The sequence below is a fragment of the Arthrobacter sp. Y3221048 genome (genome assembly GCF_059092685.1).
Map to the genome: position 1 here is coordinate 335,078 of NZ_JBNHHX010000002.1, position 26,455 is coordinate 361,532.

The following is a 26,455-nucleotide window of genomic DNA, read 5'->3' on the forward strand; positions in this document are numbered from 1 at the left end:
GTCTACGCTGCGCCGGAACAGCCTGACCGGTCCCCGCCGGGCGCACGGCAGCGGGATGGAACGGGCCCAGCATCAGGTGCGGCGGCGCGAGAACGTGGGCTGCTGGTCCCAACCCTCGAGGCGGCAGCACAGGCCGCGGAACTGGGACTGGGAATCGGACCGGTTCTGCGGAGGCAGGGGCCGGGGAGCGGCCGGCGGGCACACCCTGAGGCCGCCGCCGTGCAACGGATGTGGCATGATCTGGCTGCCTGCTGGGAGGTTTCCGAGAGGACCGGGGCACCACTGGCATTGCTGTTGGAGAATTATGCCGGGCACCTGCAGCATCGGCTTGATGCCAGGGCTGCGCGCCGGACCGCGCTGGCGGGGCCGAAGGCCACCGCGGCCCTGCTCGGGTGGCTGCCGCTGCTGGGACTTGGACTCGGCGCTGCCATGGGTGCCGACCCCGTCGCCACGCTGCTGCTGTCACCGACGGGGTGGCCGGTCCTGGTCACCGGGGTGGCGCTCATGGTCGGCGCACGCTTCTGGTCCCGGCACCTCGTGCGCCTTGCTGCCGGACGGGAGGGCCTGTGATCCCGGTGCTGACCGGTGTACTGCTCTTTGCCGCCGTCTGGCTGCTGTGGCCGGGACTGTCCGGGGCGAGCTGCATCGTCGCGAAGTCGCCGCGGGCTCCAGACGCAGGCCGGGAGGGCGGCGGGGACGAAGCGGCCGACGATCCCGCCCTGCACCTGGATTTGTTGGGTGCCATGCTGGCAGCGGGACTGCCCCTGCCCCACGCCGTGGCTGCCCTCGCCGCCACCACCCGGGGAATGACCAAGACGGCTTTGGATCAAATTGCCTCTGCGCTGTTGCTGGGCGTGGAATGGCAGGAGGCCTGGGCGCTCGCGGAGCCCGGTTCCGGACTGGACGTGTTGCGTGATTCCTTGCGCTTCGGTGCCGCAACGGGTGCGCCCTCGGCGGCGGTGCTCTTTGCCCAAGCAGACCAGCTGCGGCGAAGCCGGCAGCAGGAAGACCAGCAGCGGGCGGCTGCCCTCGGCACCCGGCTTGTACTTCCGTTGGGGCTGTGCGCCCTTCCCGCCTTCATCGCCCTGGGCGTGGTGCCGGTGCTCGTCGCCCTCGTGCCCAGGCTGTAAGCACTCCTCCACAGTGCAGGCCGCGCCGCAGGTTGTGCACCGGCAGCAAGTCGGCGGTGCCCGCACCCTGGCGTAGTCGGGGAGGCTCAAATGACCGCAATCCGGCGGCCTTATCCAGGAGGAAAACATGTCATTGTCACTGGTCGAAATCCGGGACAGGACAGCACCACGCCCGCTGCCGCCGAACCCCGCGCTGCCGCCGAATCCCGTGCTGCAGCCGAACCCTGCGCTGCCGCATCCACGCGGGGACGCGGCAGCGCAGTCACGCCGGGCCGCAGCGGCGCAGACGCCCGGGGCCGCTCCGCTGCAACTGCCCGGGATGGAGCATGAGGACTCCGGCCATCGGGCGGTGGTAATTGCCTTCCCGGCCGGCGGCCGGGACAGGCTAGCCAGGCGAAACTGGCGGCACCTGGCAGGTTCTGAAGCCGGGATGGCAACCGCCGAGTATGCCATCGCGACGCTTGCGGCGGTGGCTTTCGCCGGCCTGTTGGTCCTGATCCTGCGCAGCGGCGAAGTCCGCGGCATGCTCACGGACCTGGTGGAACTGGCGCTGACGGCGGTCTGACCGGTGTCTCTGAGCCGCCTCGCCCACTTCCGCGCCAGCCGCTGCGACACAGCCGCCCACGGCCGCCCCGGCGAGCGCGGCAGCGTCACGGCCGAATTCGCCATCGTCCTCCCCGCCGTCGTCGTCGTGCTGGCTTTCCTGCTGGCCGGGGCAGCCGCCGGCGCAACGCAGCTGACTGTGGAGAAGGCCGCACAGGCCGCGGTTCGGCAACTCGGCCGCGGCGAGTCGGAGACAACCGCCGCCCATACCGTCCGCTCCATCGCGGGGGACGGCGCCACCTTGGCGTTCGGCAGCGGCGACGGCTGGGTCACGGTGCATGTCAGGGCGCAGATGCCGGGACCCTGGCCGGAATTTGGCGGCTGGACGCTGGAAGCCCGGGCCACCGGGCCGGTCGAGCCGACCGGGGGACCGGTGGTCCGGTCAGGCGCAGGAAATGATGGCCGATAACCGTCCGCCGTTGCCCGGGGCGGCGCCACCCGGTGCGGCACCCCCTGGAGCCGGTGCCGCTGCCGATGCCGGCGCAACAGGACAGGACTGCACGGAGCACGGGGCCGGAACGGTGCTGTCGGTGGGCCTGGTGCTGCTGCTGTGCCTGATGCTCGCGGTGGTCGTCACGGTGATGCAGACGGCCACGGCATCGGCGCGGGCCGGCAAGGCGGCCGACTTGGCTGCCCTGGCCGGCGCCGATGCTGCCCGCGGCCTGCTGGCCGGCGAACCATGCACCCTGGCCGCGGAAGTGGCACGCAAGCAGGAGGCCGAAATGTCCGCCTGCCGCCGCTCCGGACCCGGCGGTGTGGTGGTTGACGTCCGGACCGGGACCCGGCTGCCCGACGTGCTGGGGTGGCTTAACGGACATTGGACGCATGCCGAGGGCCTGTCACGGGCGGGGCCGCCACCGGGGCGGTAAGGTCCGTGCAGGGCGGCGGTGCCCCGCGGTTACGCGACGGCTGTCTGGTGCCGGTCGGCAGGGGCAGGGCCGGCGTGGGAAAGCAAGGCCTCGATCAGCGTGACCGCCCCGGACTTGTCCAGGGGATTGTTCTTGTTGCCGCATTTCGGGGACTGTACACAGGACGGGCAGCCCGTTTCGCACTCGCAGGACCGGATGGCGTCCCGGGTGGCCGCCAGCCAGATCCTTGCCGCCTCGAAGCCCCGTTCAGCCAAGCCCGCACCGCCGGGATGCCCGTCGTAGACGAAGATGGTCGGCTTGCCGGTATCGGCATGCAGTGCTGTCGACACCCCGCCGATGTCCCACCGGTCGCTGGAGGCCACCAGCGGGAGCAGCCCGATGCCGGCATGTTCGGCCGCGTGCAGGGCACCGGGCACACGGGCCGCGACCAAACCGGCGGCCGTCAATTGCTGCTCGCCGATGGTGAACCAGACGGCCTTGGTGAACAGTTCCCTGGCACCAAGGTCCAGCGGCTCTTCGCCCAGGATCTCGTTGGAGATGAAGGCCTTGCGCTGGAAGGAGATGACTTTGGTGGTGACCTTGACGTCGCCGAAACAGGCCTGGACCTCGCCCCACTGCTCGGTCCGCTGCGCGCCGAGCACTTCGATCTGCGTAACGTCGCGGGCTTGTGTGTAGTAGTCCGGATTGGCCCGGGTCACCATCGCGCAGTGGTCCTGCTCGTTGAGCTCATCCACCACGTACGCCGTGCCTTGGTGCACGTACACGGCGCCGTTGTGGGCCTGGTAGTGCGACTGCGGAGAGTCCATGGTCCCGAGCAGCGTCCCTGATTCCGTTTCGACGATGCTGATCGGTCCACCGCCGTCGGCCCGCAGATTAACCATGGCCGCTGCGCTTTCCGGATGGGTCCAATACCAGCCGGCGGGCCGCCGCCGGAGATAACCGTCGGCGGTCAGCTGGTCGAGCAGGCCGGGAGCTGCGGCACCGAACAGCCCGATATCCGCCGGCGTCAACGGAAGCTCCTGGGCGGCGGCGCACAGGTGGGGCCCCAGGACATAGGGATTCGACGGGTCGAAAACGGTCGCCTCCACGGAGACGTCGAAGACAGCCTCGGGATGGTGCACCAGGTAGGTGTCCAGCGGATCGTCGCTGGCCACGAAGGCAGCCAGCGCGGCCTGCCCGGACCGGCCGGCACGGCCGATCTGCTGGAACAACGACGCGCGGGTGCCCGGCCAGCCCGCGACCAGGACGGCGTCCAGCCCGGAGATGTCGATGCCCAGTTCCAGCGCCGAGGTGCTCGAGACGCCCAGCAGCTGCCCGGACCTGAGCTTGGCTTCCAGCTCGCGGCGTTCCTCCGGCAGGTAGCCGGAGCGGTAGGCAGCCACCCGCCCCGGCAGCGAGGGATGGACGTCGTCCAGCAGCCGCTTGGTGATGGAGGAAATCGTCTCGGCACCCCGGCGCGACTTGATGAACGCGATGGTACGCACCTGCGCAGCCACGAGGTTGGCCAGCAGGTCGGATGTCTCTGCAACCACCGTGCGCCGTTCCTTGGCGCCGTTCTCGCCTTTGAGCTCGGTGAGCTGGGGTTCCCAGAACGCCACGGTCGTGGAGCCGTGCGGCGAGCAGTCTTCGGTCACAGCCTCTGCTTCCGCGCCGATCAGCCGACCGAAGGAGGTTCCGGGGTCCGCGGAGGTGGCAGAGGCCCCGATGAACACCGGGTCCGCGCCGTAGCTGGCGCAGATTCGGCGCAGCCGCCGCACCAGATTGGCGACATTCGAGCCGAAGACACCGCGGTAACTGTGCGCCTCGTCAATGATCACGTAGCGCAGCCGGCGGAAGAAGCGTGCCCACCAGGCGTGGTTGGGCAGGATCCCGAAGTGCAGCATGTCCGGATTGGCCAGCACGAAGTTGGCATGGTCCCGGATCCAGCGGCGGGCACCCGGATCCGTGTCTCCGTCATAGGTTTCCGCCCGCACGGTGGGCAGCTTCAGCGCCTTGATGGCGGCCAGTTGGTCGGCCGCCAACGCCTTGGTCGGGGCCAGGTACAGGGCGGCGGCACCGCTCGGTTCGAGGCTGACGGTGTCTGCCAGGCCCGTCCGGTGGATGGCGTCCAGCGCCGGCACTTGGTAGGCCAGCGATTTCCCGGACGCGGTTCCCGTGGCAATGATCGTATGGCGGCCCTGGTGGGTGCTTTCGGCGGCGCGGACCTGGTGGCGCCACGGCTCGTGCACCCCGAGCACGGCATAGGCGGCACGGATATCTTCGTGGACCCAGTCCGGCCACGGCTCGGCCACGGCCTCCCGGGCCGGAAGCTCGCGGACGTGCACCAGTTGCTCAGGCTCCGGACCGGAGCCGAGCAGCGGGATCAGGGAATCGTGCAGGGCCACCCGAACATTGTGTCACCAGACCGAGGTGCGGCGGGCAGGCTCCGCAGCCCGGCAGGCCGGGCGCCCGGGGCGCAGCGGGCAGGCTTCCGCAGTCAGGCGAGCCGGGCGCCTGCCGGGCCGCCGGCCGGCCCGCACTGTGGCGGGCAGCAGGCGGTCAGCCCTCCGCCAGGGGCTTGAGAATCATCACATCGCAGACGGTATCCCAGCCCAGGTGCCTGTAGAGCATCTGGCCGTCGTGCGAGGCGATCAGCAGCCCGGTGTCCACCATGTGCTCCAACACGGACGCGATCAGCGCGCGCATCACGTGCGTGGCCAGCCCGCGGCGCCGGTAATTAACGTCCGTTTCGATATGGTCGAAGACCGCGAAATTGTCGACGGCGGCGGCGACGCCGTGCGCGGCCTCGTTGCCTTCGTGCACCACCCGGACCCGGTGGACATTCCCGTGCTTCTCGACCTCGGTCTTGAAATCGGGGTCGCGGTACCACGGGTCCTCGGTGTCCTGGCCGGACATGTCGGTGACCATCAGCGACTGGGCGTTGTGGTGCACGCGCAGCCCGTGCTGCGGCGCCAGTCGGTGGATCCGCTGCGCGTCGCGCGTCAGCACGGTGAAGATCCGTCCCGGCGACTTGGTGGTGTCGCGGGCCACGGCGGCGAATTCCTCGTCGCCCGGTTCAAAAGCAAAGTATTCCCAGTCCCCGGTCTTGTCGGCCAGCAGCACGGCCGGGTGTCCGTCGACCTCTTCGGCGGAGTAGCCCCGGCAGGCCGACCAGCCGGCAACCCAGGCGGCAAGGACGTCGTCGGGGACGTCAGTCGTATATTCGTGACCCATAGCAGGACTGTACCGAACAGCGGCCGCGGGCGGCACAGGAAATCGATGACAACCCTGTCACAATCCCTGATTTCCGACCACCGCGTACCCTTGATGCGTGGCTTTGAACCGGATTGTGCTCTATTACGCCTTCACCCCGCTGCCGGACCCGGACGCCGTCCGGCTGTGGCAACGCGCGCTGTGCGAGAAACTCGGCCTGCGCGGCCGGATCCTGATCTCCAAGGACGGGATTAACGGCACCGTGGGCGGCGAGCTGAACGCGGTGAAGCAGTATGTGAAAACCACGCGCGAATATCCCGCTTTCCGCGGCCTCGCTGTGAAGTGGTCCGAGGGCGGCGCGGAAGACTTCCCGCGGCTGAGCGTCAAGGTCCGTGACGAGATCGTGTCCTTCGGCGCTCCGGGCGAGCTCAAAGTGGACCAGGGCGGCGTGGTCGGCGGCGGGACGCACCTGCGCCCGGAGGAACTGCACCAGCTCATCGACGCGAAGAAGGCTGCGGGCGAAGACGTGGTCTTCTTCGACGGCCGCAACGCCTTTGAAGCGCAAATCGGCAAGTTCAAAGACGCCATCGTCCCGGACGTGGCCACCACCCACGACTTCATCAAGGAACTGGACTCGGGCAAGTACGACGAGCTTAAGGACAAGCCGGTGGTGACCTATTGCACCGGCGGCATCCGCTGCGAAGTGCTGTCATCCCTGATGGTCAACAGGGGCTTCCAGGAGGTCTACCAGCTCGACGGCGGAATCGTCCGTTACGGCGAAACCTTCGGCGACGCCGGGCTGTGGGAAGGTTCGCTTTACGTCTTCGATCAGCGCATGCACCTGGAGTTCACGCCGGACGCCAAGACCATCGGGGAATGTGTCCGCTGCCAGGCGCCGACCAACAAGTTCGAGAACTGTTCCAACCCGGACTGCCGCCAGCTGACGTTGTACTGTTCCGCGTGCGCAGCGGATCCGCAGACCCTGCGCTGCCCGGACGGCTGCCCGGAACCTGCCGCCTGACTGTTTCGGGCGGCAACGCGGACGTCGCTCCCCGGGCAGGGGACCGTCCGAGGACCTGTTACGGCGCGGGGACAGTGACGTCCCAAGGACGTCCGATCCCGAGGCCGGTCAGGCGTCCACGGTCTCCGGCCACAGGCCAACAGTTGCATCCTGCGGTTCGATGTCCTCGACCTCGGTCTTGAACACGCTCATGCCCCGCGCCTGGTAGTTGGCCACCGCCGCCGGCCCGTCCAGGGAACAGGTATGCACCCAGACGCGCTGGACCGGCGGAAACCCGTCCCAGCGGCCGTGCAACTGCCAGGCCTGCCGTATGCCCTCGGCCAGCAGGGCACCGCCAAGGCCGCGGCCGATCGCCTCGGGGAACAGGCCGAAGTACATGATTTCGACGTCGGTGCCCGCCTGGCCGGGGCGGCCCAGCAGCTCCACGTAGCCGGCCGGGGCGCCGGCGGTGTACAGCACCCAGGTTTCCGCGCCGGGAGCACGCACCACCTGTTCCCATTCGCTGCGTGTGAGCACCAGCCGGTCAGCCCAGTTCCAGCTGCTGCCCACACTCCGGTAGAGGAACTTGCTGTACTCGGGGCTGATCTGCGGTACCCGCACCACGGCGGCATCATCAGGCAGCGGGCGCGAGCCAGGCACCAGCTGGGCCGGATCGGTCTGTTCAAGGTGGGTGGTGGTGACGAGCATGAGGTCATTTAACCATCAGGGAACCGCCGCGGACGCACGGGCAGCAGTAACCGGCCGCTAGAGAGGCGCCAACACCTCCGCCCCGGGCAGGTCCGGGGTGGCCGCACCCTCGCCGCCGGGGTTACTAAACTTGGGCCGTGCGTAATACAGACTTCTCCGACGTGCCCGGCGCGCCCGCCAGCACCGACCCGCGGCTGCTGGCGGACCTGGCCGCAGACTTGACCGACCTCGATTACAGCGTGGACGGGGTGGCAACGCTGCTCGGCGCCGAGGCGTGGGAGGCCCTGGACCGCGACCAGCTAATCCCGGCCGTGCTGGCCACGGCCCGCCTGCTGGAGGATCCGGCACAGGGCCGTTTGGCCGCCGTCGTGCGCCTCTGGTTGCTGGGCCGGGGCGTGGAGCCCGCGCAGCTGGCAGGGGCGTTCCCGCGCACCGGGGTGGACGGCCTTGCCGCCCTCCGTCTGGCCGAGCACGACGGCGGCGAGTGGCGGGCAGCTGTTGACCTCCGCCCGTACGCCTTCGGCGAGACCGAGCTGTGGGTGGCCAGCGACCTCGGTGCGCACCAGCGGCCCGGCGTCCTCCGGCACGACCACGTCCTGGGCATCGGCCAGGCCTCGCTGACCCTGGCCCAGCTGACTGTGCGCCCCGCGGTGGAACGGGCCCTGGACCTTGGCACCGGTTGCGGGATCCAGCTCTTCCACCTGCTGGGCCACGCCCGGCACGCCACCGCGACCGACATCTCGGAGCGGGCGCTGGCCTTCACCCGGTTCAACCTCGCGCTCAACGCCGGTGCCCTCGGGCTGGACCCGGACAACCTGGAGGACCGGGTCAGCCTGCGGTTGGGCAGCCTGTTGGAACCGGTGGCGGGGGAGCGCTTCGACCTGGTGGTGTCCAACCCGCCGTTCGTGATCACGCCGCGGCGCCCGGCCGAACGGACCGACGAGCAATTCACCTACCGCGACGGCGGACTGCCCGGCGACGACATTGTGGCCACCCTCTTCCGTACGCTGCCGTCAGTATTGGCCGACGGCGGTGTGGCGCAGATGCTGGGCAACTGGGAAATTCCGGCCGGCGTCGGCAGTTGGCACGCACGGTTGGAACAGTGGCTGGCACCGGACATCGACGCCTGGGTGATCCAGCGGGAGCAGCTCAGCCCGGCGCAGTATGCGCAGACGTGGCTGCGCGACGCCTCGGTGAACCGCGATCTGGAGCTGTTCGAATCCGCTTACGCCGCCTACCTGGACGATTTTGCGTCCCGGGACGTGGAGGCCCTCGGCTTCGGGCTGGTCTGGCTGCGCCGCCCGCTGCCCGAAACCACGGCGGCGGCTGCAGGTGCAGGAGCGCTGCGGCGGTTCGAGGAGATCACGTATCCGATCGAGCAGCCCGTCGGCCCGCACCTGGCCGCAGCGGTCGAACGGGCCGATTGGCTGACCGAGCACGCCGCCGACTTCGGCCGCCAGCATCTGCGGGTGGCCGAGGACGTGACCGAGGAGCGGCACCAGCGGCCGGGCGCCGAACACCCCGGCGTCATCTTGCTGCGCCAGGGTGCGGGGCTGCGCCGGACCAACCTGATGAGCACCGAGTTGGCCGGGTTCGTTTCCGCCAGCGACGGCGACCTGGGCGTGGACCAGATCATTGGTGCCCTGGCGGCACTGTTGGGCCGCGAGGAGCCGGACTTCGCCCGTCAGCTGTCCGCCGAAGTGCGGAACCTGGTGGCAGACGGCTTCCTGGTGCCTGCCGGCGAATAGGAAATTGTTGCCGTATTGCAGTCGGGGATTGCCCGGCAGCCCCGCCCGGGAGCGGTGACCGGCATTACACTTACTGATCATGACTAAGGGTTCAACCACGACGACCGGCCGGGCGGCCGCGGCAGCGGCGGCCACCGGGGCGGAGCCGGCAGCCGGAGACAGGGTCAATATCTCCGACGCCCGCGCCATCCGTGCCCTGGCCCATAACGTGCGGTTGAAGGTTATCGAAGAGCTCTTTGATACGCAGCAGCCGGCCACCGCCACGGAGTTGGCCCAGCGGCACGGGCTGACCCCCAGCGCCATGAGCTACCACCTCCGGGCGTTGGAAAAGTGGGGATTCGTCAAGCGGTGCGTGAACCAGGGTGACGGCCGGGAGCGGCACTGGCAGGCCGCGGCCGGACGTCTGGACGTGACCAGCGTGGCGGACAGCCGTGCCGCCACCATGGGCGTGGTGGACGTGGAACTGAACGACCTGCGCGAACGTCTGTCCAAGTACGTCAAACGGGACAAGCAATTGCCGAACCCTGACACGTGGCGGCAGGAAGGACACCTGGCTGCCCTCAGCACGGGACGGTTCTACCTGACCGAGGAACAGCGGAAGGACCTCGGCCGGCGGATCGGCGAGATCCTGCTGGAATACAGCCCGACCACCAATCCCGAGAACCGGGGTGAAGGGGCCGAAAAGCTCTACTATGTCTTCTCCTTCCTGCCCGGCGACATCGACAACGATTAGGGCCCTGTCGCAGGCATCGGCAGTGGTCCGCGGCACCGGAGGCAACCGGCTGCACCCGTTGGCGTTTTCTGTTTCGCGGTACTGTTGCGGCTAACCTAGTGCTGACGGTCCTCCACCCCGCCGGGTTGGGGGACGTATTTACAAGCGCATCAACACCCCTTTCTTTACGTAGGAGCACAGTGCCAGCCAAGGCCCGCGAAAAAACCGGCAAGAAACTCGTCATCGTCGAGTCCCCGGCCAAGGGCAAAACCATCGCCGGGTACCTCGGCGAGGGCTTTGAGGTCACGGCTTCCATGGGGCACATCCGTGACCTGCCCCAGCCCTCCGACCTGCCGGCCGAGCTGAAAAAGACGTCGGTCGGCAAGTTTGCCGTGGACATCGACAACGATTTCGAGCCCTACTACGTGGTGTCTCCGGACAAGAAGAAGAAGGTTTCCGAGCTCAAAGCGATGCTCAAGGACGCCGACGAACTCTATCTGGCAACTGACGGTGACCGCGAAGGTGAAGCCATCGCGTGGCACCTGCTGCAGGTGCTGCAGCCCAAGGTACCCGTGCACCGCATGACGTTCAGCGAGATTACCCGCGAAGCCCTGCAACGCGCCCTGACCGAGGTCCGCGAGGTGGACACCGACCTGGTCGACGCCCAGGAAACCCGCCGCATCGTGGACCGGCTTTTCGGCTACGAACTTTCCCCGGTGCTCTGGCGCAAGGTCAAGGCCGGCTTGTCCGCAGGACGCGTGCAGTCCGTGGCCACCCGGCTGGTCGTCGAGCGTGAGCGCGAGCGGATGGCGTTCCGGGCGGCCTCCTACTGGGACCTGGTCGCCACGGTGGCGCCGGAGGACGCCGCCAAGGGCGGGGTGTTCAAGGCCAAGCTGGTCTCCCTCGACGGCAGCCGGGTCGCCGTCGGCAAGGACTTCGACGATCTGGGCCGGCTCAAGGCCCGCTCCGCCGTCCATCTGGACGAGGCGGCCGCCACCGGCCTGGCAGACTCCCTGCGCAGCGCCCGGTTCTCAGTCCGCGCGGTTGAGAACAAGCCGTACACCCGGCGTCCGGCAGCGCCGTTCACCACGTCCACCCTGCAGCAGGAGGCGGCCCGCAAGCTCCGGTTCTCCGCCCGCTCGACCATGCAGGTGGCGCAGAAGCTGTACGAAAACGGCTACATCACCTATATGCGTACCGACTCGCCGGCGCTGAGCGACCAGGCCGTCAACGCCGCACGGCGCCAGGCCTCCGAGCTGTACGGACCCGAATATGTTCCGGATGCCCGCCGCGTCTACAAGGGCAAGGACAAGAACGCCCAGGAAGCCCACGAAGCCATCCGGCCGGCAGGGGACTCGTTCCGCACGCCCGGCCAGGTCCGCAGCCAGCTTTCCGGCGACGAGTACCGGCTGTACGAGCTGGTCTGGAAACGCACGGTGGCCTCGCAAATGGCCGATGCCAAGGGATCGACGTCGACCGTGCGCCTCGGCGCCACGGCCGGGGACGGGCGGGACGCGGAGTTCACCGCATCCGGTACCGTCATCACGTTCCCGGGTTTCATGGCCGCCTATGAGGAGGGCAAGGACGCCGGCCGCGAGGACGACGACGATGCCACCGGCGGACGCCTGCCGAACCTCGCCAAGGGTGACGCGCTGGACGCGCAGGCGGTCGACGCCGTCGGACATGAGACGTCAGCACCGCCGCGCTACACCGAAGCATCGCTGATCAAGACGCTGGAGGACCGCGGCATCGGCCGCCCGTCCACCTACGCCGCCACCATCTCCACCATCATGGATCGCGGCTACGTCCGCACCCGCGGCTCCGCCCTGGTTCCGAGCTGGATCGCATTCTCCGTGGTGCGGCTGCTGGAAGAGTACTTCAGCGACTACGTGGACTATGACTTCACGGCGGAACTCGAAGAGGACCTGGACCGCATTGCCCGCGGCGAGGCCAGCCGGACGGAGTGGCTCTCCGGCTTCTATTACGGGGACCGCAAGGAAACCGGCCTGAACACCGTGGTGAACGACCTGGGCGAAATTGATCCGCGACGGATCAATTCGATCGAGATTGCCGAGGGCATCACCTTGCGGGTGGGCAAGTTTGGGCCATACCTGGAACGCAACGGCGAGGGCGACGGCGAAGAGCCGGAGCGGGCCAACGTCCCCGAGGACCTGGCTCCCGACGAGCTGACCCCGGAGAAAGCCGTCGAGCTGATGGAAACCCAGGGGCCGGGCGAGCGCGAGCTTGGCACGGACCCGGAGACCGGTCGGACGATCGTGGCCAGGGAGGGCCGTTACGGCGCCTACGTCACCGAAGTGATCCACGAGCCGACGGCCGAAGAGCTGGCCGCGCAGCCGGTGGAGTACTACAAGAACGGCAAGCCCAAGCCGCCGAAAAAGCCCGCCAAGGTCAGGCCGCGCACCGGCTCCCTGTTCAAGTCGATGAGCGTTGACACCGTCACCCTCGAGGACGCGCTGAAGCTGCTGAGCCTGCCGCGCGTGCTCGGCACCGATGCCGAGGGCACCGAAATCACCGTGCAGAACGGCCGCTTCGGCCCGTACCTGAAGAAGGGCAGCGACTCGCGGTCGATCGGTTCGGAAGAGGAAATCTTCACCATCACGCTGGAACAGGCGCTGGAGATCTACTCGCAGCCGAAGACCCGCGGCGGCCGCACCGCGGCTGCGCCGCTGGCCGAGTTCGGCGTGGATCCGGTGTCGGAGAAGAACATCGTGGTCAAGGACGGCCGGTTCGGCCCCTACATTACCGACGGCGTCACGAACATCACGGTGCCGCGCGCCACCAGCATCGAAGAGCTGACACGCGAGCAGGCCATCGAGCTGCTGGCGGAGAAGCGCGCGAAGGGACCGGCGAAGCCGGCGGCGAAGAAACCGGTACGGCGCAAGGCCGCCGCCAAGAAGTAGCGGACGTGCCCCGGCCGTTGCCCGCGGCGGTCGGGGCCGGAGCCGTTGTCCGTTGGCGGTGCCCGGGCCGCAACACTGCAATAATATGAACATGCGTCTGGGCGTCCTCGACATCGGTTCCAACACGGTGCATTTGTTGTTGGTGGATGCCCACCCGGGTGCCCGGCCCGTGCCCTTCGCCTCGCACAAGCGGCCGTTGTCGCTGGTGGCCTACCTGGATGCCGAGGGCAGTATCAGCGAAGAGGGCCAGCGGGAACTCATCGGCTTTATCCGCGAGGCCTGGCGGTTTGCCGGGCTGCACGGCGCCGAAGACATGCTGGCCTTCTGCACCTCGGCCATCCGCGAAGCGAACAACGGCAGGGCGGTGCTGGACCGGGTCAAGGCGGAAGCCAATGTCACGCTGCAGGAGCTGACCGGCCCGGAGGAGGCCGGCATGACCCTGGTGGCCGTCCGACGCTGGTACGGCTGGGGGTCGGGCACCATCCTGGACTTGGACATCGGCGGCGGCTCCTTCGAAATGGCCATCGGCCATGATGAACTGCCCGAACTAGCCGTATCTGTGCCGCTGGGAGCCGGCCGGCTGACCCGGCAGTGGCTGCCCGAGGACCCGCCGAGCGTGAAGAGCATCAAGGACCTGCACGCGTATATCCGCGAGACGCTGGCTCCCGTCGTGGGAGAGTTTTCTGCATTGGGCCGGCCGGACATGGTGGTCGGCACTTCCAAGACCTTCCGCTCGCTGGCACGGATCGCCGGAGCCGCGCCCTCGGCCGCCGGCCCGTACGTGCGGCGGGAACTGCACCGCACGGACCTGTCCCTGTGGGCCCGCAGGCTGGCCGCCATGCCGGTCAGCGACCGTGTTAATTTGCCCGGTGTCTCGATGGTGCGGGCGCCGCAGCTGTTGGCGGGGGCGATGGTTGCCGAGGCGGCGATGGAAATGTTTGAGATCGAGACCTTGCAGATCTGCCCCTGGGCGCTGCGGGAGGGGCTGATCCTCAAACGCTTCGACCACCTGCTCTACGACAGCGACGCCCCGGTCAGTCCGGTGGGCACCATGCTGGTGCAGCAGGCGCTGGAGCCGGCCCCCGCCGTCGAAAAGGTCGGCAGCTAGCGACCCGCCCCCTAAGCCGCGGAGTTGCCGGTACCCGGTGCGGGCTTACAAGGTTTGTTGGTCCCCGGGGGGAGGCTTAAATGGCGACGCCGGCGAACGTTGCGGTTGGTTGGGGGAGTCAACCGCTGTTCGCCGGCGCCTGGACCGGAACCAGCAGATCCGGTCCATCATCACTCGCACCTTGATGAGGTGCTTACGACACTAGGCGGCAACTTTGGGACGACGCCGGGAAATACCTGAACGGCACCTGTGAGTTCTTCCCGGCCGGCTGCGCCGAGGGGGAGGAACGCGGCACGCGCCCGATGACAGCCCCGTGATTCAATGGCAGACATGACTGCTGACGCCACCGGAACGCCAACCGCACGCCGCATCGCTTTCCTGGGCTGCGGTTCCATGAACGAGGCCGTCCTGGCCGGGCTGCTGGCCTCCGGAACACCCGCCGAAAACGTGACGGCGACGGTGCGCCGCGGCGAGCGCGCCGAAGAACTGCGCGGACGCTATCCCGGCCTGACGGTGCTGGCGGAACAGGACGACCCCGCGGCCAACGCCACCGCCGTGCAGGGTGCCGACGTTGCCGTGCTGGGGGTCAAGCCGACGGGCATCGCGGACCTGTGCCGGACCATCGCGCCGGCTTTGGACGCGGCGACGGTGGTGGTTTCCGTGGCCGCGGCGGTCACCGTTGCCGCCATGGAAGCCGCGCTGCCGGCAGCCCAGCCGCTGGTGCGCAGCATGCCCAACACGCCGCTCAAGGTGCGCCGGGGTGCCGTGGGCATCTCTGCCGGCAGCCACGTGACGGATTCCCAGCTGGCTGCCGCCCGCGAGGTGTTCGCCGGCGCCGGCACCGTCGTCGTGGTTCCGGAAAACCAGTTGGACGCGGTGTCGGCGGTCAGCGGTTCCGGCCCCGCCTATGCCTTCTATCTGGCCGAGGCAATGGCCGCTGCCGGCGTGGAGCTGGGCCTGGACCCGGAGCTGTCGATGACTCTGGCCCGCGAGACCGTGGCCGGCGCAGGCATCATGCTCACCGCGCCGGATGCCGACCCGGCGGTCATGCGCCGCGCCGTCACCAGCCCGAACGGCACCACGGAGCGAGCCATCGCCTCCTTCGACGACGACGGGCTGCCGCGTGTCATCGCGCGCGGTGCCGCGGCCGCCGCCGAACGGGCGGCCGAACTGTCGCGCGAACTGGCGTGAAGCGGGGCAGGCCCTGGGATCCCGGGACCGGCGCGGGCTCCGCTACGGACGGGCCGCGAAGCGCTCCAGCAGGTCCACGTGCCCGGAGACGATCAGCATGTCCCGGCTGGAGACCTTGGTTTCCGGCCGGGCATAGGTGAAGTCTTCGCCGGGTGACTTCACGCCCACCACGGTGACGCCGTACTTGGAGCGCACCTGAGACTCACCCAGCGTGAAGCCCTGGGTTTCCTTCGGCGGGTACATCTTGACGATGGCGAAACCGTCGTCGAACTCGATGAAGTCCAGCATCCGTCCGCCCACCAGGTGGGCGGCGCGGCGGCCGGCGTCGGCCTCCGGATAGATCACGTGGTTGGCGCCGATGCGCGAGAGGATCTTGCCGTGCGACGGGGTGATGGCCTTGACCCAAAGGTGCTCGATGCCCAGGTCCACGAGGTTCACGGTGATCAGCACCGAGGACTCGATCGACGTGCCGACACCGACGACGGCGGAGCTGAACTCATGGGCGCCCAGTTGGCGCAGCGCGTCGATGTTCGTGGCGTCGGCCTCCACGACGTGGGTCAGCTGCCCCGACCACTTCTGCACCAGTGTCGGATCACGTTCGATCGCCAGCACCTCGCGGCCCTGCTTGACCAGTTGTTCCGCGGTGGAGGCACCGAAGCGGCCCAAGCCGACCACCAGCACGGGCGCGTTGTGGGCGGGACGTCTGTTCGATGCGGACTTCTCAGCCAATGATGGGCCTCTCTTCGGGGTAGTGGAACAGCTGGCGGCGTTCGCGCAGCGCCAGCGCGGCGGCCAACGTGATGGTGCCGACGCGGCCGGCGAACATCAGGGCGCAGAGCACGTATTTGCCCTCGGGCGGCAGTTCGGCGCTCAGGTTGGTGCTCAGCCCGCAGGTGGCGAACGCGGAAATGACCTCGAACAACACCCGGTCCAGGCTTTCGCCGGTGAAGGCCAGCAGCAGGCCGGAGGCGACGGCCACCAAGGTGGCACCCATGACGATCACCGAGATGGCCACCCGCATGGCGCCTTCCGGGATGGTCCGGCCGTGGATCTTCACGTCCCGGTCCCCGCGGGCCTCGGCAACGATGGCCAGGAACACGATCGCGATGGTCGTGACTTTGATGCCGCCCGCAGTCGACGCGGAACCGCCGCCGGCGAACATCAGGGCATCGGAAAAGAGCATGGTGGACGGCTCCAGGTTGTTCATATCCACCAGGTTGAAGCCGAGCGAGCGCGTCATGATGGAGGCGAACGTCGCGTGGAGGACCTTGTCCCAGGTGCTCAGGCCGCCCAGGGTCTCCGGGTTGCTCCACTCCATGGCGCCCCAGACCAGGGCACCGACCACCAGCAGGATCAGCGACACCTCGACCGTAAGCTTGGTGTGCAGGTTCCATTTGCTGAAGCGCCAACCGCGTTCCAGGAGCACCATGACCACCGGGAATCCGAGGCTGCCCAAGAAACCTCCGGCCATCAGCGGCAGCAGGATCCACTCGTCGGTCTCGTAGGGGACCAGGCCGTCCGAGTGCGGGGTGAATCCCGCGTTGTTGAACGCCGAGATGGCATAGAAGATGCCGTGCCAGGCGGCCTGGGGAAAGGATTCGCCAAGCATCAGGAAGCGGGGGAACAGCACCAGGGCCAGCACCACTTCGATGATCACGGAGGTGGTGATCACGATCCGCAGCAGCGCGCCGACCTCGCCCAGGCGGCCTGCGTTGTTCATGGCAGACTGGGCGATCAGTTTGCCGCGCACGCCCAGCCGCTTGCTCACCATGAGCGCCAGCAGCGAGGCCAACGTCAGCGTGCCCAGGCCGCCGATGAAGATGGCCAGCAGGATCACGGCCTGGCCGAGGAAAGTCCAGTGGGCAGCGGTGGACACCACGGTCAGGCCCGTGACGCAGACGGCCGAGACGGCCGTGAAGAAGGCGTCGTGCAGTGGCGTGATGGCCCCGTCCCGCGCCGCGGCCGGCAACGACAGCAGGCCGGTGAAGACCAGGATCACCGCCACGTAGACGATCAGCGCAAGCCGTGCCGGGGAACTGTTGGCAACGCTGTCCACGAAATCGCGGAGCGTGCGCAAAAGGCTGAATCGTTCGTGTTCCCGCCCGGCCAGCCATGACGGCTGTTGTCTGGTCATTCCGATCGCTTCTGTCCGGCTCCGAATCGCTGACTTGTTCCTTGCAGTAGTAAATCATCATTTGACAGCACGGGCGCGGGACGAATGCGTGCGGACCGGTGCTTTCGCGTAGCCTGTCTGTGATGTCAGCGACCCCAGTTCCCGCGGTTCCCACCCTGGCGGTGTGGAGCGAATCCGTCTTGGCGTACAACTTCGGCGCGCACCATCCCATGTCGCCGATCCGGTTGGACCTGACGGCCAGGCTGGCTGACGAATTCGCCATTTTCCACCGCCCGAACGTCACTTTGGCCGCAGCCGAAATGGCCGGCGACGCGGCGTTGCAGACCGTTCACGACCCGGCCTACGTGGCCGCGGTAAAGGCGGTCAGCGAAGACCCTAACGCCGTAGATGAAGAGCGGGGCCTGGGCACCGAAGACGATCCCGTGTTTCCGGGCATGCACACCGCCAGTGCCCTCATCGCCGGGGCGTCCCTGCAGTCCGCGGCCGCGATCCTGGACGGCTCGGCGCTGCATGCGGTCAACTTCGCCGGCGGCATGCATCACGCCGCGCGCGGCAAGGCGAGCGGATTCTGCATCTACAACGATTGCGCGCTGGCCATCCAGCACCTGCTGGATAACGGCGTGCAGAGGGTCGCGTACCTCGACGTCGACGCGCACCATGGCGATGGCGTTCAGTCCATCTTCTACAACGACCCGCGGGTGCTGACCATCTCCCTGCATGAAACCGGCACCCACCTGTTCCCGGGGACGGGTTTTGCGAACGAGAGCGGGGGTCCGGAGGCGCCGGGCAGTTCCGTGAACGTCTCCATGCCGCCCCGCTCGGGCGACGCGGCCTTCCTGCGGGCCTTCCACGCGGTGGTCCCGCAGTTGGTCAGGGCCTTCGCCCCCGAAGTGATTGTCAGCCAGCACGGTTGCGACAACCACGTCCGCGACCTGCTGAGCAGCCTTCGGCTGAGCGTGGATGCACAGCGGCAAATGATGCTGGACACGGCCGACCTGGCGCGCGAGATCTGCGGCGACCGGTGGATCGCCACGGGCGGCGGCGGCTACGACGTCTGCAACGTGGTGCCCCGGTCCTGGACCCACATGCTGGCCATTGTGTCCGGCCGGGCCATTCCGCTGCACAGCGAGGTGCCGCAGTCCTGGCAGGACTATGTCGAGGTGCGGTACGGACAGCAGGCCCCGCTGTACATGGGCGACGACGCCGACCTGTGGTGGCGTTCGTGGGAGGTCGGCTATGACCCGAACGACGGCGTGGACCGCACCGTGATGGCCACGCGCAAGGAAATCTTCCCCTACCACGGGCTCGATCCCTGGTTCGACTAGGCGGTTGGAAGGCCGGCCGGTGGTGCCCACCCGGTTCTGGTGGACACGCAGTCTGGCGCCGGGCCGGCCGGGGGCCTGCTCGGTTCGGCGGGCGCGGCGCGCAGTATGGGCGCTGCACGGTATAACGATTTGCCGTACCTGGGCCCGGGACCACCGCCAAGGGTGTGCCGCAAAGCATATATGCGATTAGGGTAATGGAATGGCCATCGATGATGTCTTTGCAGTGATTGCGGAAGGTACCCGCCGGGACATACTCGGCTCGCTTCGTGACGGCGACAAAGCGGTGGGCGAATTGGTCGAAGAACTGGAGGTCAGCCAGCCGACCGTCTCCAAGCACCTGAAGGTGCTGCGCGAAGCCGGACTGGTCTCCATGCGCGCGCAGGGGCAGAAGCGCTACTATTCGCTGCAGACCGGGCCGCTGCAGGATGTGGCCGATTGGATCATCGGTTTCGGTGTTGATGTTCTGCCCGTGACCGAGGCGGAGCCGGTGGCACCCGCGGTGGCAGCCGCCGTCGTCGCCCCGCAGGAGCCCGCGCATGCCGTGACCGGACGGAGCCTCGAGGTTCCGGTTTCTGCCAACCTCAGCCGATCGCTCGGGCAGGCGGCCAACAAGGCAACGACCAAGGCCGCGGACATCTTCGCGCACCTGCCCAAGCTGCCGCGCCGCCGCCGCGGCTGAGCGGCAGGCCTGCCGCAGTCGCAGGCGGCAGCCCGCGCCGCGGCCGGCCGGCAGTCCCCGCGCCGGGCGGAGGACCCGGGCCGGTGATGACCCGCACGTGATGACCCACACATTCGGACCCCGGCGGCTTGGTCCGTTCGCCCGTGACGGGCCGCACTTTCCGCGCCAGCCATGGGGCGACCGGTGCCGGATATGCCCGGATCCGTGCGACAAAACGGCCGACTGTACCGCCGGTCGGCGCGTTACGGGGCGGTTCTGCGATGTGTCAGGCGTGTTTCTTAGATTCCGCTTCTTGTGGTTTTCTGTGTGAGGGCCTGCAGCAACCTGAGTGCCCCAATACGTCAGCTAGTGAAGGGACGCACCCATGGATGCCCACCTGCTTGAAGTCCGCGACGAAGTTTTCCGCCGCAACCCAGGCGAAACGGAATTCCACCAGGCCGTCACCGAAGTCTTCGAAACCCTCGAGCCGCTGTCCGCCCGGCATCCCGAATACTCCGACGCCGCCATCCTGCAGCGCATTTGCGAGCCCGAGCGCCAGATTATCTTCCGCGTTCCGTGGGTGGACGACGCCGGCAATGTCCAGATTAACCGCGGCTTCCGCGTCGAGTTCAACTCCGCGCTTGGCCCCTACAAGGGCGGCCTGCGCTTCCACCCCTCCGTCTACCTGGGCATCATCAAATTCCTCGGCTTCGAGCAAATCTTCAAGAATGCCTTGACCGGCATGCCCATCGGCGGCGGCAAGGGCGGCTCCGACTTCGATCCGCGCGGCCGGTCCGACGCCGAGGTCATGCGCTTCTGCCAGTCCTTCATGACGGAGCTCTACCGCCACATCGGCGAATACACAGACGTTCCGGCCGGGGACATGGGCGTGGGGACCCGCGAAATCGGCTACCTGTTCGGCCAGTACAAGCGCATTACCAACCGCTACGAGTCCGGCGTCCTCACTGGCAAGGGCACCGGCTGGGGCGGCTCGCTGGTCCGCCCTGAAGCCACCGGTTACGGCGCGGTGCTGTTCGCGCAGGAAATGCTCAAGACCCGCGGGCAAAGCCTGGACGGGCAGCGCGTGGCGATCTCCGGCTCCGGCAACGTGGCGATCAACGCCGTCGAAAAGGCGCAGGAACTCGGCGCCACCGTGGTCACCGCGTCCGACTCCGGCGGCTACATCGTCGACGAGGCCGGAATCGACGTCGAACTGCTGCGCCAGATCAAGGAAGTTGAGCGGGGCCGCATTTCGGAGTACGCCGAACGCCGCGGCTCGGCCGTGCACTACGTGGCCGACGGCAACATCTGGGACGTCAACTGCACCGTGGCGCTCCCGTGCGCCACGCAGAACGAACTGGATGAAAAATCAGCCCGCCGCCTGGTGGAATCCGGGTTGGTCGCCGTCGCCGAAGGCGCCAACATGCCCTGCACGAGCGAAGCAGCTTCCATCTTCCAGGACGCAGGTGTGCTCTTCGGTCCGGGCAAGGCAGCCAACGCCGGCGGCGTGGCCACGTCGGCCCTGGAGATGCAGCAGAACGCCAGCCGCGACGCCTGGAGCTTTGACTATACCGAGCAGCGCCTGACCGAAATCATGGTCGGCATCCACGACCGCTGCGCCGAGACGGCCGAGGAATACGGCATGCCCGGCAATTACGTGGCGGGCGCGAACATCTCCGGCTTCAAGAAGGTCGCTGACGCCATGCTCGCCCTGGGCCTCATCTAAGGCAGCGGACACAGCCAAAGCACTGATCACGACGACGGTGCCCGCCCCGGCGGGCACCGTCTCGTTTTGTGCGCACGGGGTTGTCCCCGCGGTGTCCACTGGCCCGCGGACGTGTCGGTCAGGCCGCCGGCTGCGGGACGCCCCAAGTAAGCTCACTCCATGGTGCAAAGACTCATCGGGCTGGATATCGGCGGCAGCAAGACGCACGGCATCCGGCTGGACGACGGTTTGCTGGTTGCGGAAGCGACGGCGGGCAGCGCGAACGTCCAGAACGCCAGCCCCGCCCAGGCCGCCGCGGCCCTGTCCGAAGTCTTCGGCCGGCTTGGGGGAGCCGGGATCACCGCCGTCTACGCAGGGGCAGGCGGGATCGACACCGAGGGCGATGCCGCGGCGCTGCGCGCGCTGATCGCCCCGCTGGCACCGGGGGCGGACGTCCACGTTGTCCACGACACGCGCCTGGTGCTGGCCGCCGGCCACCTCCGCACGGGGATCGGCGTGGTGGCCGGCACCGGATCATCGGTATGGGGCATCAACGAGGCCGGACTTGAGGCCCGCGCCGGCGGCTGGGGGCACCTGTTGGGCGATGAGGGCAGCGGCTACTGGCTGGGGCGGGAAGCAGTGCGGCACGTACTCTCCCGCCTGGATGCGGGTCTGCCACGGGACCGGCTCACGGACTTGTTGCTGGACGACTGCGGGCTGCAGGACCCGGTGGAACTGATCGCGCTGTTGCACTCACCGAAAACCGACCGGCGGTTCTGGGCGGGCAAGTCCCGCCTGGTGGTGGCCGCCGCCGACGAAGGCGACCCGCCGGCGGGGGCGATCGTCGACCGCGCCGCGGCGGACCTGGCCGGCCAGATTGCCCTGGTCGCCCGGCGGCTGGGCATGAGCGGCCCGGTGGTGCTCGGCGGCGGACTCGGCATGAACGTCCCGCGGTTCCAACGGTCGCTGGCTGCCGCACTGGAACCGCAGGGGATCGCGGACATCCGACCGCTGGACCGGGAGCCCGTCTTCGGCATTGATGTCCTGGCCGGTCTGGCCTGAGCGCGCTCCGGGGACGCCACCCTTCCCGCACCTCCGGCCTCAGCCGCAGCAGGAACCGGCGCTGCGCCGTCCGGCTGGCGCTGCCTCCGCGGGCGCCGCAGCCGACGCTGCGCTGCAGCCGGCGCCCCGCCGTCGGGCTGGCGCTGCCGCCGCGGGAGCCGGCGCCCCGACGTCGTCATAATCTGTCATGTCCCGGCGCGCGTTTTCCCTCTCCCGCGGATCCCGCGTAGAGTTCCGGGTATGACGACTCGTTGGTATGCGTATTTTGCGTTGGCTCTGGAGGGGCCTGACGTAACCGCTTAGCGCCTACGCATACCGACCTTCAGAGCCAACAGGGCAGAGATGATTCTCTGCCCTTCGCCATTTCTCCGGCGGGTTCTGTAGCAAAGTCCCGCCGCCAACAGACGGGACACCGACCATGAATGCAGCAGCCAACCACCTCTTGGAAACCGAAGCGCCGACGCCGGGCCACGGCGTCGCGGAGGTCGAAGCGGCCGCCCCGGCCTCGCCGCGCAGCACGAACAACCTGCGGGTGGGTGGCTTCAGCCCGCTGCCGTCGCCCGGCGACGTGTTGCAGGAACAGCCCCTGACCGCCGAAGCCGCCGCCGTCGTCGCCCGCGGCCGGGAGGAGATCCGTGCCGTCATGGACGGGGTGGACGACCGGCTCCTCGTGATCGTCGGGCCATGCTCGATCCACGACACCGCGGCAGGCCTGGACTACGCGCGCCGTCTGGCGCAGGTTGCGCGGGAACACCGCGAAGAGCTGCTGATCGTGATGCGCACGTACTTCGAGAAGCCGCGCACCACCGTGGGCTGGAAGGGGCTGATCAACGACCCGCGGCTGGACGGCTCCCATGACATCGCCGCCGGCCTGCGGCTGGCGCGGACCTTCCTGCTGGACGTGGCGGAGCTCGGCCTGCCGGTGGCCACGGAGTTCCTGGAACCGATCAGCCCGCAGTACCTGGCGGACCTGGTTAGCTGGGGCGCGATCGGCGCGCGCACCACCGAGAGCCAGATCCACCGCCAGTTGGTGTCCGGGCTCTCCATGCCGGTGGGTTTCAAGAACGGCACCGACGGCGGGCTGCAGGTCGCGCTCGACGCCTGCCACGCCGCGTCCGCGGCACAGGTGTTCCTGGGGATCGACGGGGAGGGGCGTGCCGCGCTCGTGTCCACCAACGGCAATCCCGACACCCACGTGATCCTGCGCGGCGGCGCGAGCGGCCCGAACTACGGAGCCGACCAGGTTGCGGCGGCCTCCGGGGCGCTGGCGGAAGCCGGTCTGAATCCGCGGCTGATCGTGGACGCCAGTCACGCCAACAGCGGCAAGAGCCACCACCGCCAGGCCGAGGTGGCTCTGGAGATTGCCGCGCAGGTCGAAGCAGGCGGCAGCGCCATCGCCGGCCTGATGCTGGAGAGCTTCCTGGTGGGCGGGGCACAGAAACTGGAGGTGTCCCAAGACGCCGGCGGACGGGCGTTGGTGTACGGGCAGAGCGTCACGGATGCCTGCATGGAATGGGACGTGACGGCCGACGTGCTGGCCCAGCTTGCATCGGCCGCCCGACATCGCGCCCCGGAAGCGGCATGAGGGCGAAAGCCCGTGCTTGGTTAAAACGCTTAAGCTACAGTGTGCACTTTCACTTTTGCCACAACAGCCTCTAAAGTATCTAGGAAGACGGTTGTTGGGGCGGGGCAAGGCGGCACGCCGCCGGTGTTGCTTACAGTAAAGGAACAGTGCGTAATGGCTGACGAGAATAATTTCTCGAGTGTGCGCTTCTTGACGGTGTCGGAAGTGGCCGCAGTCATGCGCGTGTCCAAGATGACCGTTTACCGCTTGGTGCATTCGGGCGAGATGCCCGCCGTGCGCTTCGGACGTTCCTACCGGGTGCCCGAATCAGCCGTGGAGGAGTACCTGCGCGGCGCCGTGATCGACCGGGAGACCGGGACCGCCTGACGCTCCGGTGCGGGCCTGCTGCTAGCCGGCGGTCAATGCCGGGGGCGCAGAGGCGGTACCCTGTTAAGGAACGTTTTACGTCATCGTCGAAAACCGTGAGTTGGCGTGTGCCCCGCCGGGCGCCGGCAGCTTGCGAAACTATCAGTGAATGAGGGACTCGTGGGTTCAGTTATTAAGAAGCGCCGCAAGCGTATGGCCAAGAAGAAGCACCGTAAGCTGCTTCGCAAGACCCGTCACCAGCGCCGCAACAAGAAGTAGGACCGACAACCGGTTCCCAAGCTTCCAAGGTCCGCCAGGAAACTGGCGGGCCTTGTGCCGTTAACCGGCCCGTTCATGCCGTTCGGGCGGGTTGGGCGTGGGTTGGGGCGGGACGGGCTGTGCCGGCCGTTACGCCGCCGGCCGGCGGAACCAATTGACGCCGCGCCAGAGCCCGTAGGCCGCGCCGGCCCCCGTGGCGGCCTTCAGGCCCACCGTGGCCGCCCGCCGGCCGCTCCTGAAGTCATAGACCGGCCAGTTGTTCTGCCGGGCGTGCCGGCGCAGCCTCATGTCCGGGTTGATGGCCACCGGGTTGCCCACCAGGGTCAGCAGCGGGACGTCGTTGTATGAGTCGCTGTAGGCCCAGCAGCGCCCCAGGTCCAGGCCCTGGCGGATGGCCAGCTCCTCGACCGCAACAGCCTTGGCCGGCCCGTGCAGGATGTCCCCGATGAGCCGTCCGGTGTAGGCACCGTCTTCGATTTCGCCCACCGTGCCCAAGGCGCCGGTCAGGCCAAGCCGGTCCGCGATGACGGCGGCCACTTCAACCGGCGTGGCCGTCACCAGCCAGACCTTGCGGCCCACCCGCAGGTGCTGGTCCGCCAGCGCCCTGGTTCCGGGCCAGATCTTGGAGGCGATGACTTCGTCGTAGACCTCGTCGCCCAGTTGTTTGACGTCGTCGCTCATCAGGCCGGTGGCCAGGGCCAGCGCCGTGTCACGGATGGACTGGATGTCCTTGAGGTTTTCTCCCCGCATCAGGAAGCGGGCCTGTTTGAAGCCGAAGCCGGCAGCGTCGCGCATCCGGAAGGCGCCGCGCTGGTACATCTTGCGGGCCACGTGGAACAGGCTGGCCCCGCGCATCAGGGTGTTGTCGACGTCGAAAAATGCCGCTTCCGTCCCCGGGTCGGCGGAGACCGAGGCGCGCTGTGCATGGCCGGCGGCGGTCTTGGGCATGCTTCGAGTCTAACGAGGCGCCGGGAATTGTCCGGGAATTGTCCGTTCACCGCCGGTGGCGGCTACCGTGGAAGGCATGAGTGGATCCGACGCCGGCCGCGCACACGAACTGGTGCTGCTGACCAAACCCGGCTGCCATCTGTGCCAGGCGGCACGGGAGACTGTCGGGAGTGTTGCGGGGGAGCTCGGTCTCGCCTGGGAGGAGAAGAACATCCTCGAGGACCCCGAGCTGGAGCGGCGCTTCGCCGAAGAAATCCCCGTGGTCATGATCGACGGCGTCCAGCGGGACTTCTGGCACATTGATCCGGACCGGCTGCGACGGCTGCTCACACAGTAGTTCGAGGCCGACAGGCCCGCGTCATCGGAGTTGGAGAGCGGCGCGGGGCAGCTTAATCTTGGGGGGACACTAGCCTGCGGTTGGACAGCCGCCGGCGGCACCCAGGACCCGGACCGGCTGGACACAGCAGGATCGGAGCCCCGCAGCAGGCATCGGAGCGACAACAGTGACCCACCTCCCGGATACCGAGGCGGCCAGGCCATCCGGCAACGAGATCCCGCCGGCCGCCCTCGCACGCCTGACCATCTACCTCCGGGCCCTGAATTCGCTGGTGTCTGAAGGCACGGAACGCATATCGTCCGAGCAATTGGCCGAATCCGCCGGCGTCAGCCCGCCCACCCTGCGCAAGGACCTCTCCTACCTCGGCTCGTTCGGCACCCGCGGCGTGGGCTACGACGTACGGCTGGTCGGCCAGGAGATTGCCGCGGCTCTGGGGCTCACCCAGGACTGGAAAGTGGCGATCGTCGGCATCGGCAACCTGGGCAGGGCGTTGGCCGGCTACTCCGGATTTACCACCAAGGGCTTCGGGGTCGTGGCGCTCTTCGACGCAGACCCGCAGGTTGTCGGGTCGGAGGTCGCTGGGATGCGCGTCAGCCCGATCGCTGACCTGGAACCCGTCCTGCGGCAAACCGGAGCCAACATGGCGGTCCTGGCCGTGCCAGCGGGCGCGGCGCAGGGACTCTGCGACCGGCTCGTCGAAGCCGGCGTGACGAGCATTCTCAGCTTTGCGCCCGCGGTGCTGCAGGTCCCGCCATCCGTGCAGCTGCGCAAGGTGGACATGGCCACCGAACTGCAGATCCTGGCCTACCACGCGCAACGGGCGCAGGCGACGGAGCATAGCTGAGCAGCGGCGCCCCGCCGCTTGGCGGACGTCAAGCGGCCGTCAAACGGCCGG

General features: G+C 68.3%; 26 protein-coding genes. 20 read left to right on the plus strand and 6 right to left on the minus strand.

Going from position 1 to position 26,455, the window contains the following annotated elements; genetic code table 11:
• Positions 1-219: 219 nt before the first annotated feature.
• From AC5RVS_RS06180 to AC5RVS_RS06200, 5 genes are all read left to right on the plus strand, one after another.
• Entirely contained in the window at positions 220-570 is a 351-nt protein-coding gene (locus AC5RVS_RS06180) for a hypothetical protein (protein WP_493989529.1), read from the plus strand.
• On the plus strand, positions 567-1,130 hold the full coding sequence (locus AC5RVS_RS06185; protein WP_494107533.1) for a type II secretion system F family protein: 564 nt from the start codon (positions 567-569) through the stop codon (positions 1,128-1,130). The genes AC5RVS_RS06180 and AC5RVS_RS06185 overlap by 4 nt, the downstream gene beginning before the upstream one ends.
• 127 nt (positions 1,131-1,257) lie before the next feature.
• Positions 1,258-1,695, plus strand: a complete 438-nt coding sequence (locus tag AC5RVS_RS06190; protein ID WP_493989527.1) for a DUF4244 domain-containing protein — start codon at positions 1,258-1,260, stop codon at positions 1,693-1,695.
• A gap of 3 nt (positions 1,696-1,698) precedes the next feature.
• Positions 1,699-2,142, plus strand: a complete 444-nt coding sequence (locus tag AC5RVS_RS06195; protein WP_494107534.1) for a TadE family type IV pilus minor pilin — start codon at positions 1,699-1,701, stop codon at positions 2,140-2,142.
• Positions 2,129-2,602: an Rv3654c family TadE-like protein gene (locus AC5RVS_RS06200; protein WP_494107535.1), complete on the plus strand. Its 474-nt coding sequence runs from the start codon at positions 2,129-2,131 to the stop codon at positions 2,600-2,602. Before AC5RVS_RS06195 ends, AC5RVS_RS06200 begins: the two co-directional genes overlap by 14 nt.
• A gap of 29 nt (positions 2,603-2,631) precedes the next feature.
• On the opposite strand, the gene AC5RVS_RS06205 is transcribed toward AC5RVS_RS06200, so the two are convergent.
• Positions 2,632-4,986 carry a DEAD/DEAH box helicase gene (locus AC5RVS_RS06205; RefSeq protein WP_494107536.1) on the minus strand — a complete coding sequence of 785 codons (2,355 nt, stop codon included), beginning with the start codon at positions 4,984-4,986 and terminating at the stop codon, positions 2,632-2,634.
• Positions 4,987-5,140: 154 nt separating this feature from the next.
• On the minus strand, positions 5,141-5,815 hold the full coding sequence (locus AC5RVS_RS06210) for a GNAT family N-acetyltransferase (protein WP_493989524.1): 675 nt from the start codon (positions 5,813-5,815) through the stop codon (positions 5,141-5,143).
• 97 nt (positions 5,816-5,912) lie between these two features.
• Here AC5RVS_RS06210 and trhO point away from each other — a divergent pair, with 97 nt between their 5' ends.
• A complete protein-coding gene (gene trhO / locus AC5RVS_RS06215; RefSeq protein WP_494107537.1) occupies positions 5,913-6,815 on the plus strand; it encodes an oxygen-dependent tRNA uridine(34) hydroxylase TrhO in 903 nt (300 codons plus the stop codon).
• 108 nt (positions 6,816-6,923) lie between these two features.
• Here the strand turns inward: trhO and AC5RVS_RS06220 are convergent, their stop codons facing one another.
• Positions 6,924-7,502: a GNAT family N-acetyltransferase gene (locus AC5RVS_RS06220; RefSeq protein ID WP_494107538.1), complete on the minus strand. Its 579-nt coding sequence runs from the start codon at positions 7,500-7,502 to the stop codon at positions 6,924-6,926.
• A gap of 137 nt (positions 7,503-7,639) precedes the next feature.
• Here AC5RVS_RS06220 and AC5RVS_RS06225 point away from each other — a divergent pair, with 137 nt between their 5' ends.
• The 5 genes from AC5RVS_RS06225 (at position 7,640) to proC (ending at position 15,182) form a co-directional block, all read left to right on the plus strand.
• Positions 7,640-9,250, plus strand: a complete 1,611-nt coding sequence (locus AC5RVS_RS06225; protein WP_494107539.1) for a DUF7059 domain-containing protein — start codon at positions 7,640-7,642, stop codon at positions 9,248-9,250.
• Positions 9,251-9,329: 79 nt separating this feature from the next.
• The gene (locus AC5RVS_RS06230) at positions 9,330-9,983 is read left to right on the plus strand and encodes an ArsR/SmtB family transcription factor (RefSeq protein ID WP_493989520.1); all 654 of its coding nucleotides are present in this window, start codon (positions 9,330-9,332) and stop codon (positions 9,981-9,983) included.
• Between the two features lie 179 nt (positions 9,984-10,162).
• Positions 10,163-12,883, plus strand: a complete 2,721-nt coding sequence (gene topA / locus AC5RVS_RS06235) for a type I DNA topoisomerase (protein WP_494107540.1) — start codon at positions 10,163-10,165, stop codon at positions 12,881-12,883.
• 91 nt (positions 12,884-12,974) lie between these two features.
• Positions 12,975-13,991, plus strand: a complete 1,017-nt coding sequence (locus tag AC5RVS_RS06240) for a Ppx/GppA phosphatase family protein (protein WP_493989518.1) — start codon at positions 12,975-12,977, stop codon at positions 13,989-13,991.
• 330 nt (positions 13,992-14,321) lie between these two features.
• On the plus strand, positions 14,322-15,182 hold the full coding sequence (gene proC / locus AC5RVS_RS06245) for a pyrroline-5-carboxylate reductase (RefSeq protein WP_494107541.1): 861 nt from the start codon (positions 14,322-14,324) through the stop codon (positions 15,180-15,182).
• Positions 15,183-15,224: 42 nt separating this feature from the next.
• On the opposite strand, the gene AC5RVS_RS06250 is transcribed toward proC, so the two are convergent.
• Complete coding sequence (locus AC5RVS_RS06250; RefSeq protein WP_494107867.1) at positions 15,225-15,863, minus strand: potassium channel family protein; 639 nt, start codon at positions 15,861-15,863, stop codon at positions 15,225-15,227.
• Positions 15,864-15,903: 40 nt separating this feature from the next.
• Positions 15,904-17,316 carry a TrkH family potassium uptake protein gene (locus AC5RVS_RS06255; protein ID WP_494107542.1) on the minus strand — a complete coding sequence of 471 codons (1,413 nt, stop codon included), beginning with the start codon at positions 17,314-17,316 and terminating at the stop codon, positions 15,904-15,906.
• A 122-nt stretch (positions 17,317-17,438) separates the two neighbouring features.
• Here AC5RVS_RS06255 and AC5RVS_RS06260 point away from each other — a divergent pair, with 122 nt between their 5' ends.
• From AC5RVS_RS06260 to AC5RVS_RS06290, 7 genes are all read left to right on the plus strand, one after another.
• Positions 17,439-18,641 carry an acetoin utilization protein AcuC gene (locus tag AC5RVS_RS06260; protein WP_494107543.1) on the plus strand — a complete coding sequence of 401 codons (1,203 nt, stop codon included), beginning with the start codon at positions 17,439-17,441 and terminating at the stop codon, positions 18,639-18,641.
• Between the two features lie 199 nt (positions 18,642-18,840).
• Positions 18,841-19,320: an ArsR/SmtB family transcription factor gene (locus AC5RVS_RS06265; protein WP_493989514.1), complete on the plus strand. Its 480-nt coding sequence runs from the start codon at positions 18,841-18,843 to the stop codon at positions 19,318-19,320.
• A 364-nt stretch (positions 19,321-19,684) separates the two neighbouring features.
• Complete coding sequence (gene gdhA / locus AC5RVS_RS06270) at positions 19,685-21,025, plus strand: NADP-specific glutamate dehydrogenase (RefSeq protein ID WP_493989513.1); 1,341 nt, start codon at positions 19,685-19,687, stop codon at positions 21,023-21,025.
• Between the two features lie 159 nt (positions 21,026-21,184).
• Positions 21,185-22,066: a BadF/BadG/BcrA/BcrD ATPase family protein gene (locus AC5RVS_RS06275; protein ID WP_494107544.1), complete on the plus strand. Its 882-nt coding sequence runs from the start codon at positions 21,185-21,187 to the stop codon at positions 22,064-22,066.
• A 418-nt stretch (positions 22,067-22,484) separates the two neighbouring features.
• Entirely contained in the window at positions 22,485-23,651 is a 1,167-nt protein-coding gene (locus AC5RVS_RS06280; RefSeq protein WP_494107545.1) for a 3-deoxy-7-phosphoheptulonate synthase, read from the plus strand.
• Positions 23,652-23,804: 153 nt separating this feature from the next.
• The gene (locus tag AC5RVS_RS06285) at positions 23,805-24,017 is read left to right on the plus strand and encodes a helix-turn-helix domain-containing protein (RefSeq protein ID WP_493978048.1); all 213 of its coding nucleotides are present in this window, start codon (positions 23,805-23,807) and stop codon (positions 24,015-24,017) included.
• A gap of 159 nt (positions 24,018-24,176) precedes the next feature.
• Positions 24,177-24,275: a 30S ribosomal protein bS22 gene (locus AC5RVS_RS06290; protein ID WP_003792170.1), complete on the plus strand. Its 99-nt coding sequence runs from the start codon at positions 24,177-24,179 to the stop codon at positions 24,273-24,275.
• A gap of 129 nt (positions 24,276-24,404) precedes the next feature.
• On the opposite strand, the gene AC5RVS_RS06295 is transcribed toward AC5RVS_RS06290, so the two are convergent.
• Positions 24,405-25,223 carry an HAD family hydrolase gene (locus tag AC5RVS_RS06295; protein WP_494107546.1) on the minus strand — a complete coding sequence of 273 codons (819 nt, stop codon included), beginning with the start codon at positions 25,221-25,223 and terminating at the stop codon, positions 24,405-24,407.
• Positions 25,224-25,299: 76 nt separating this feature from the next.
• Here AC5RVS_RS06295 and AC5RVS_RS06300 point away from each other — a divergent pair, with 76 nt between their 5' ends.
• Together AC5RVS_RS06300 and AC5RVS_RS06305 are read left to right on the plus strand one after the other, a co-directional pair.
• The gene (locus tag AC5RVS_RS06300; RefSeq protein WP_493989509.1) at positions 25,300-25,560 is read left to right on the plus strand and encodes a glutaredoxin family protein; all 261 of its coding nucleotides are present in this window, start codon (positions 25,300-25,302) and stop codon (positions 25,558-25,560) included.
• A gap of 166 nt (positions 25,561-25,726) precedes the next feature.
• Positions 25,727-26,404: a redox-sensing transcriptional repressor Rex gene (locus tag AC5RVS_RS06305; RefSeq protein ID WP_494107547.1), complete on the plus strand. Its 678-nt coding sequence runs from the start codon at positions 25,727-25,729 to the stop codon at positions 26,402-26,404.
• The last annotated feature ends 51 nt before the right edge of the window (positions 26,405-26,455 follow it).

Bases quoted from the DNA above. Each gene is read 5' to 3' on its own strand.
- AC5RVS_RS06190 (WP_493989527.1), top strand. From the start codon at position 1,258: ATGTCATTGTCACTGGTCGAAATCCGGGACAGGACAGCACCACGCCCG.
- AC5RVS_RS06200 (WP_494107535.1), top strand. From the start codon at position 2,129: ATGATGGCCGATAACCGTCCGCCGTTGCCCGGGGCGGCGCCACCCGGT.
- AC5RVS_RS06210 (WP_493989524.1), bottom strand. From the start codon at position 5,815: ATGGGTCACGAATATACGACTGACGTCCCCGACGACGTCCTTGCCGCC.
- AC5RVS_RS06220 (WP_494107538.1), bottom strand. From the start codon at position 7,502: ATGCTCGTCACCACCACCCACCTTGAACAGACCGATCCGGCCCAGCTG.
- AC5RVS_RS06230 (WP_493989520.1), top strand. From the start codon at position 9,330: ATGACTAAGGGTTCAACCACGACGACCGGCCGGGCGGCCGCGGCAGCG.
- AC5RVS_RS06240 (WP_493989518.1), top strand. From the start codon at position 12,975: ATGCGTCTGGGCGTCCTCGACATCGGTTCCAACACGGTGCATTTGTTG.
- proC (WP_494107541.1), top strand. From the start codon at position 14,322: ATGACTGCTGACGCCACCGGAACGCCAACCGCACGCCGCATCGCTTTC.
- AC5RVS_RS06255 (WP_494107542.1), bottom strand. From the start codon at position 17,316: ATGACCAGACAACAGCCGTCATGGCTGGCCGGGCGGGAACACGAACGA.
- AC5RVS_RS06260 (WP_494107543.1), top strand. From the start codon at position 17,439: ATGTCAGCGACCCCAGTTCCCGCGGTTCCCACCCTGGCGGTGTGGAGC.
- AC5RVS_RS06265 (WP_493989514.1), top strand. From the start codon at position 18,841: ATGGCCATCGATGATGTCTTTGCAGTGATTGCGGAAGGTACCCGCCGG.
- gdhA (WP_493989513.1), top strand. From the start codon at position 19,685: ATGGATGCCCACCTGCTTGAAGTCCGCGACGAAGTTTTCCGCCGCAAC.
- AC5RVS_RS06275 (WP_494107544.1), top strand. From the start codon at position 21,185: ATGGTGCAAAGACTCATCGGGCTGGATATCGGCGGCAGCAAGACGCAC.
- AC5RVS_RS06280 (WP_494107545.1), top strand. From the start codon at position 22,485: ATGAATGCAGCAGCCAACCACCTCTTGGAAACCGAAGCGCCGACGCCG.
- AC5RVS_RS06285 (WP_493978048.1), top strand. From the start codon at position 23,805: ATGGCTGACGAGAATAATTTCTCGAGTGTGCGCTTCTTGACGGTGTCG.
- AC5RVS_RS06295 (WP_494107546.1), bottom strand. From the start codon at position 25,223: ATGCCCAAGACCGCCGCCGGCCATGCACAGCGCGCCTCGGTCTCCGCC.
- AC5RVS_RS06300 (WP_493989509.1), top strand. From the start codon at position 25,300: ATGAGTGGATCCGACGCCGGCCGCGCACACGAACTGGTGCTGCTGACC.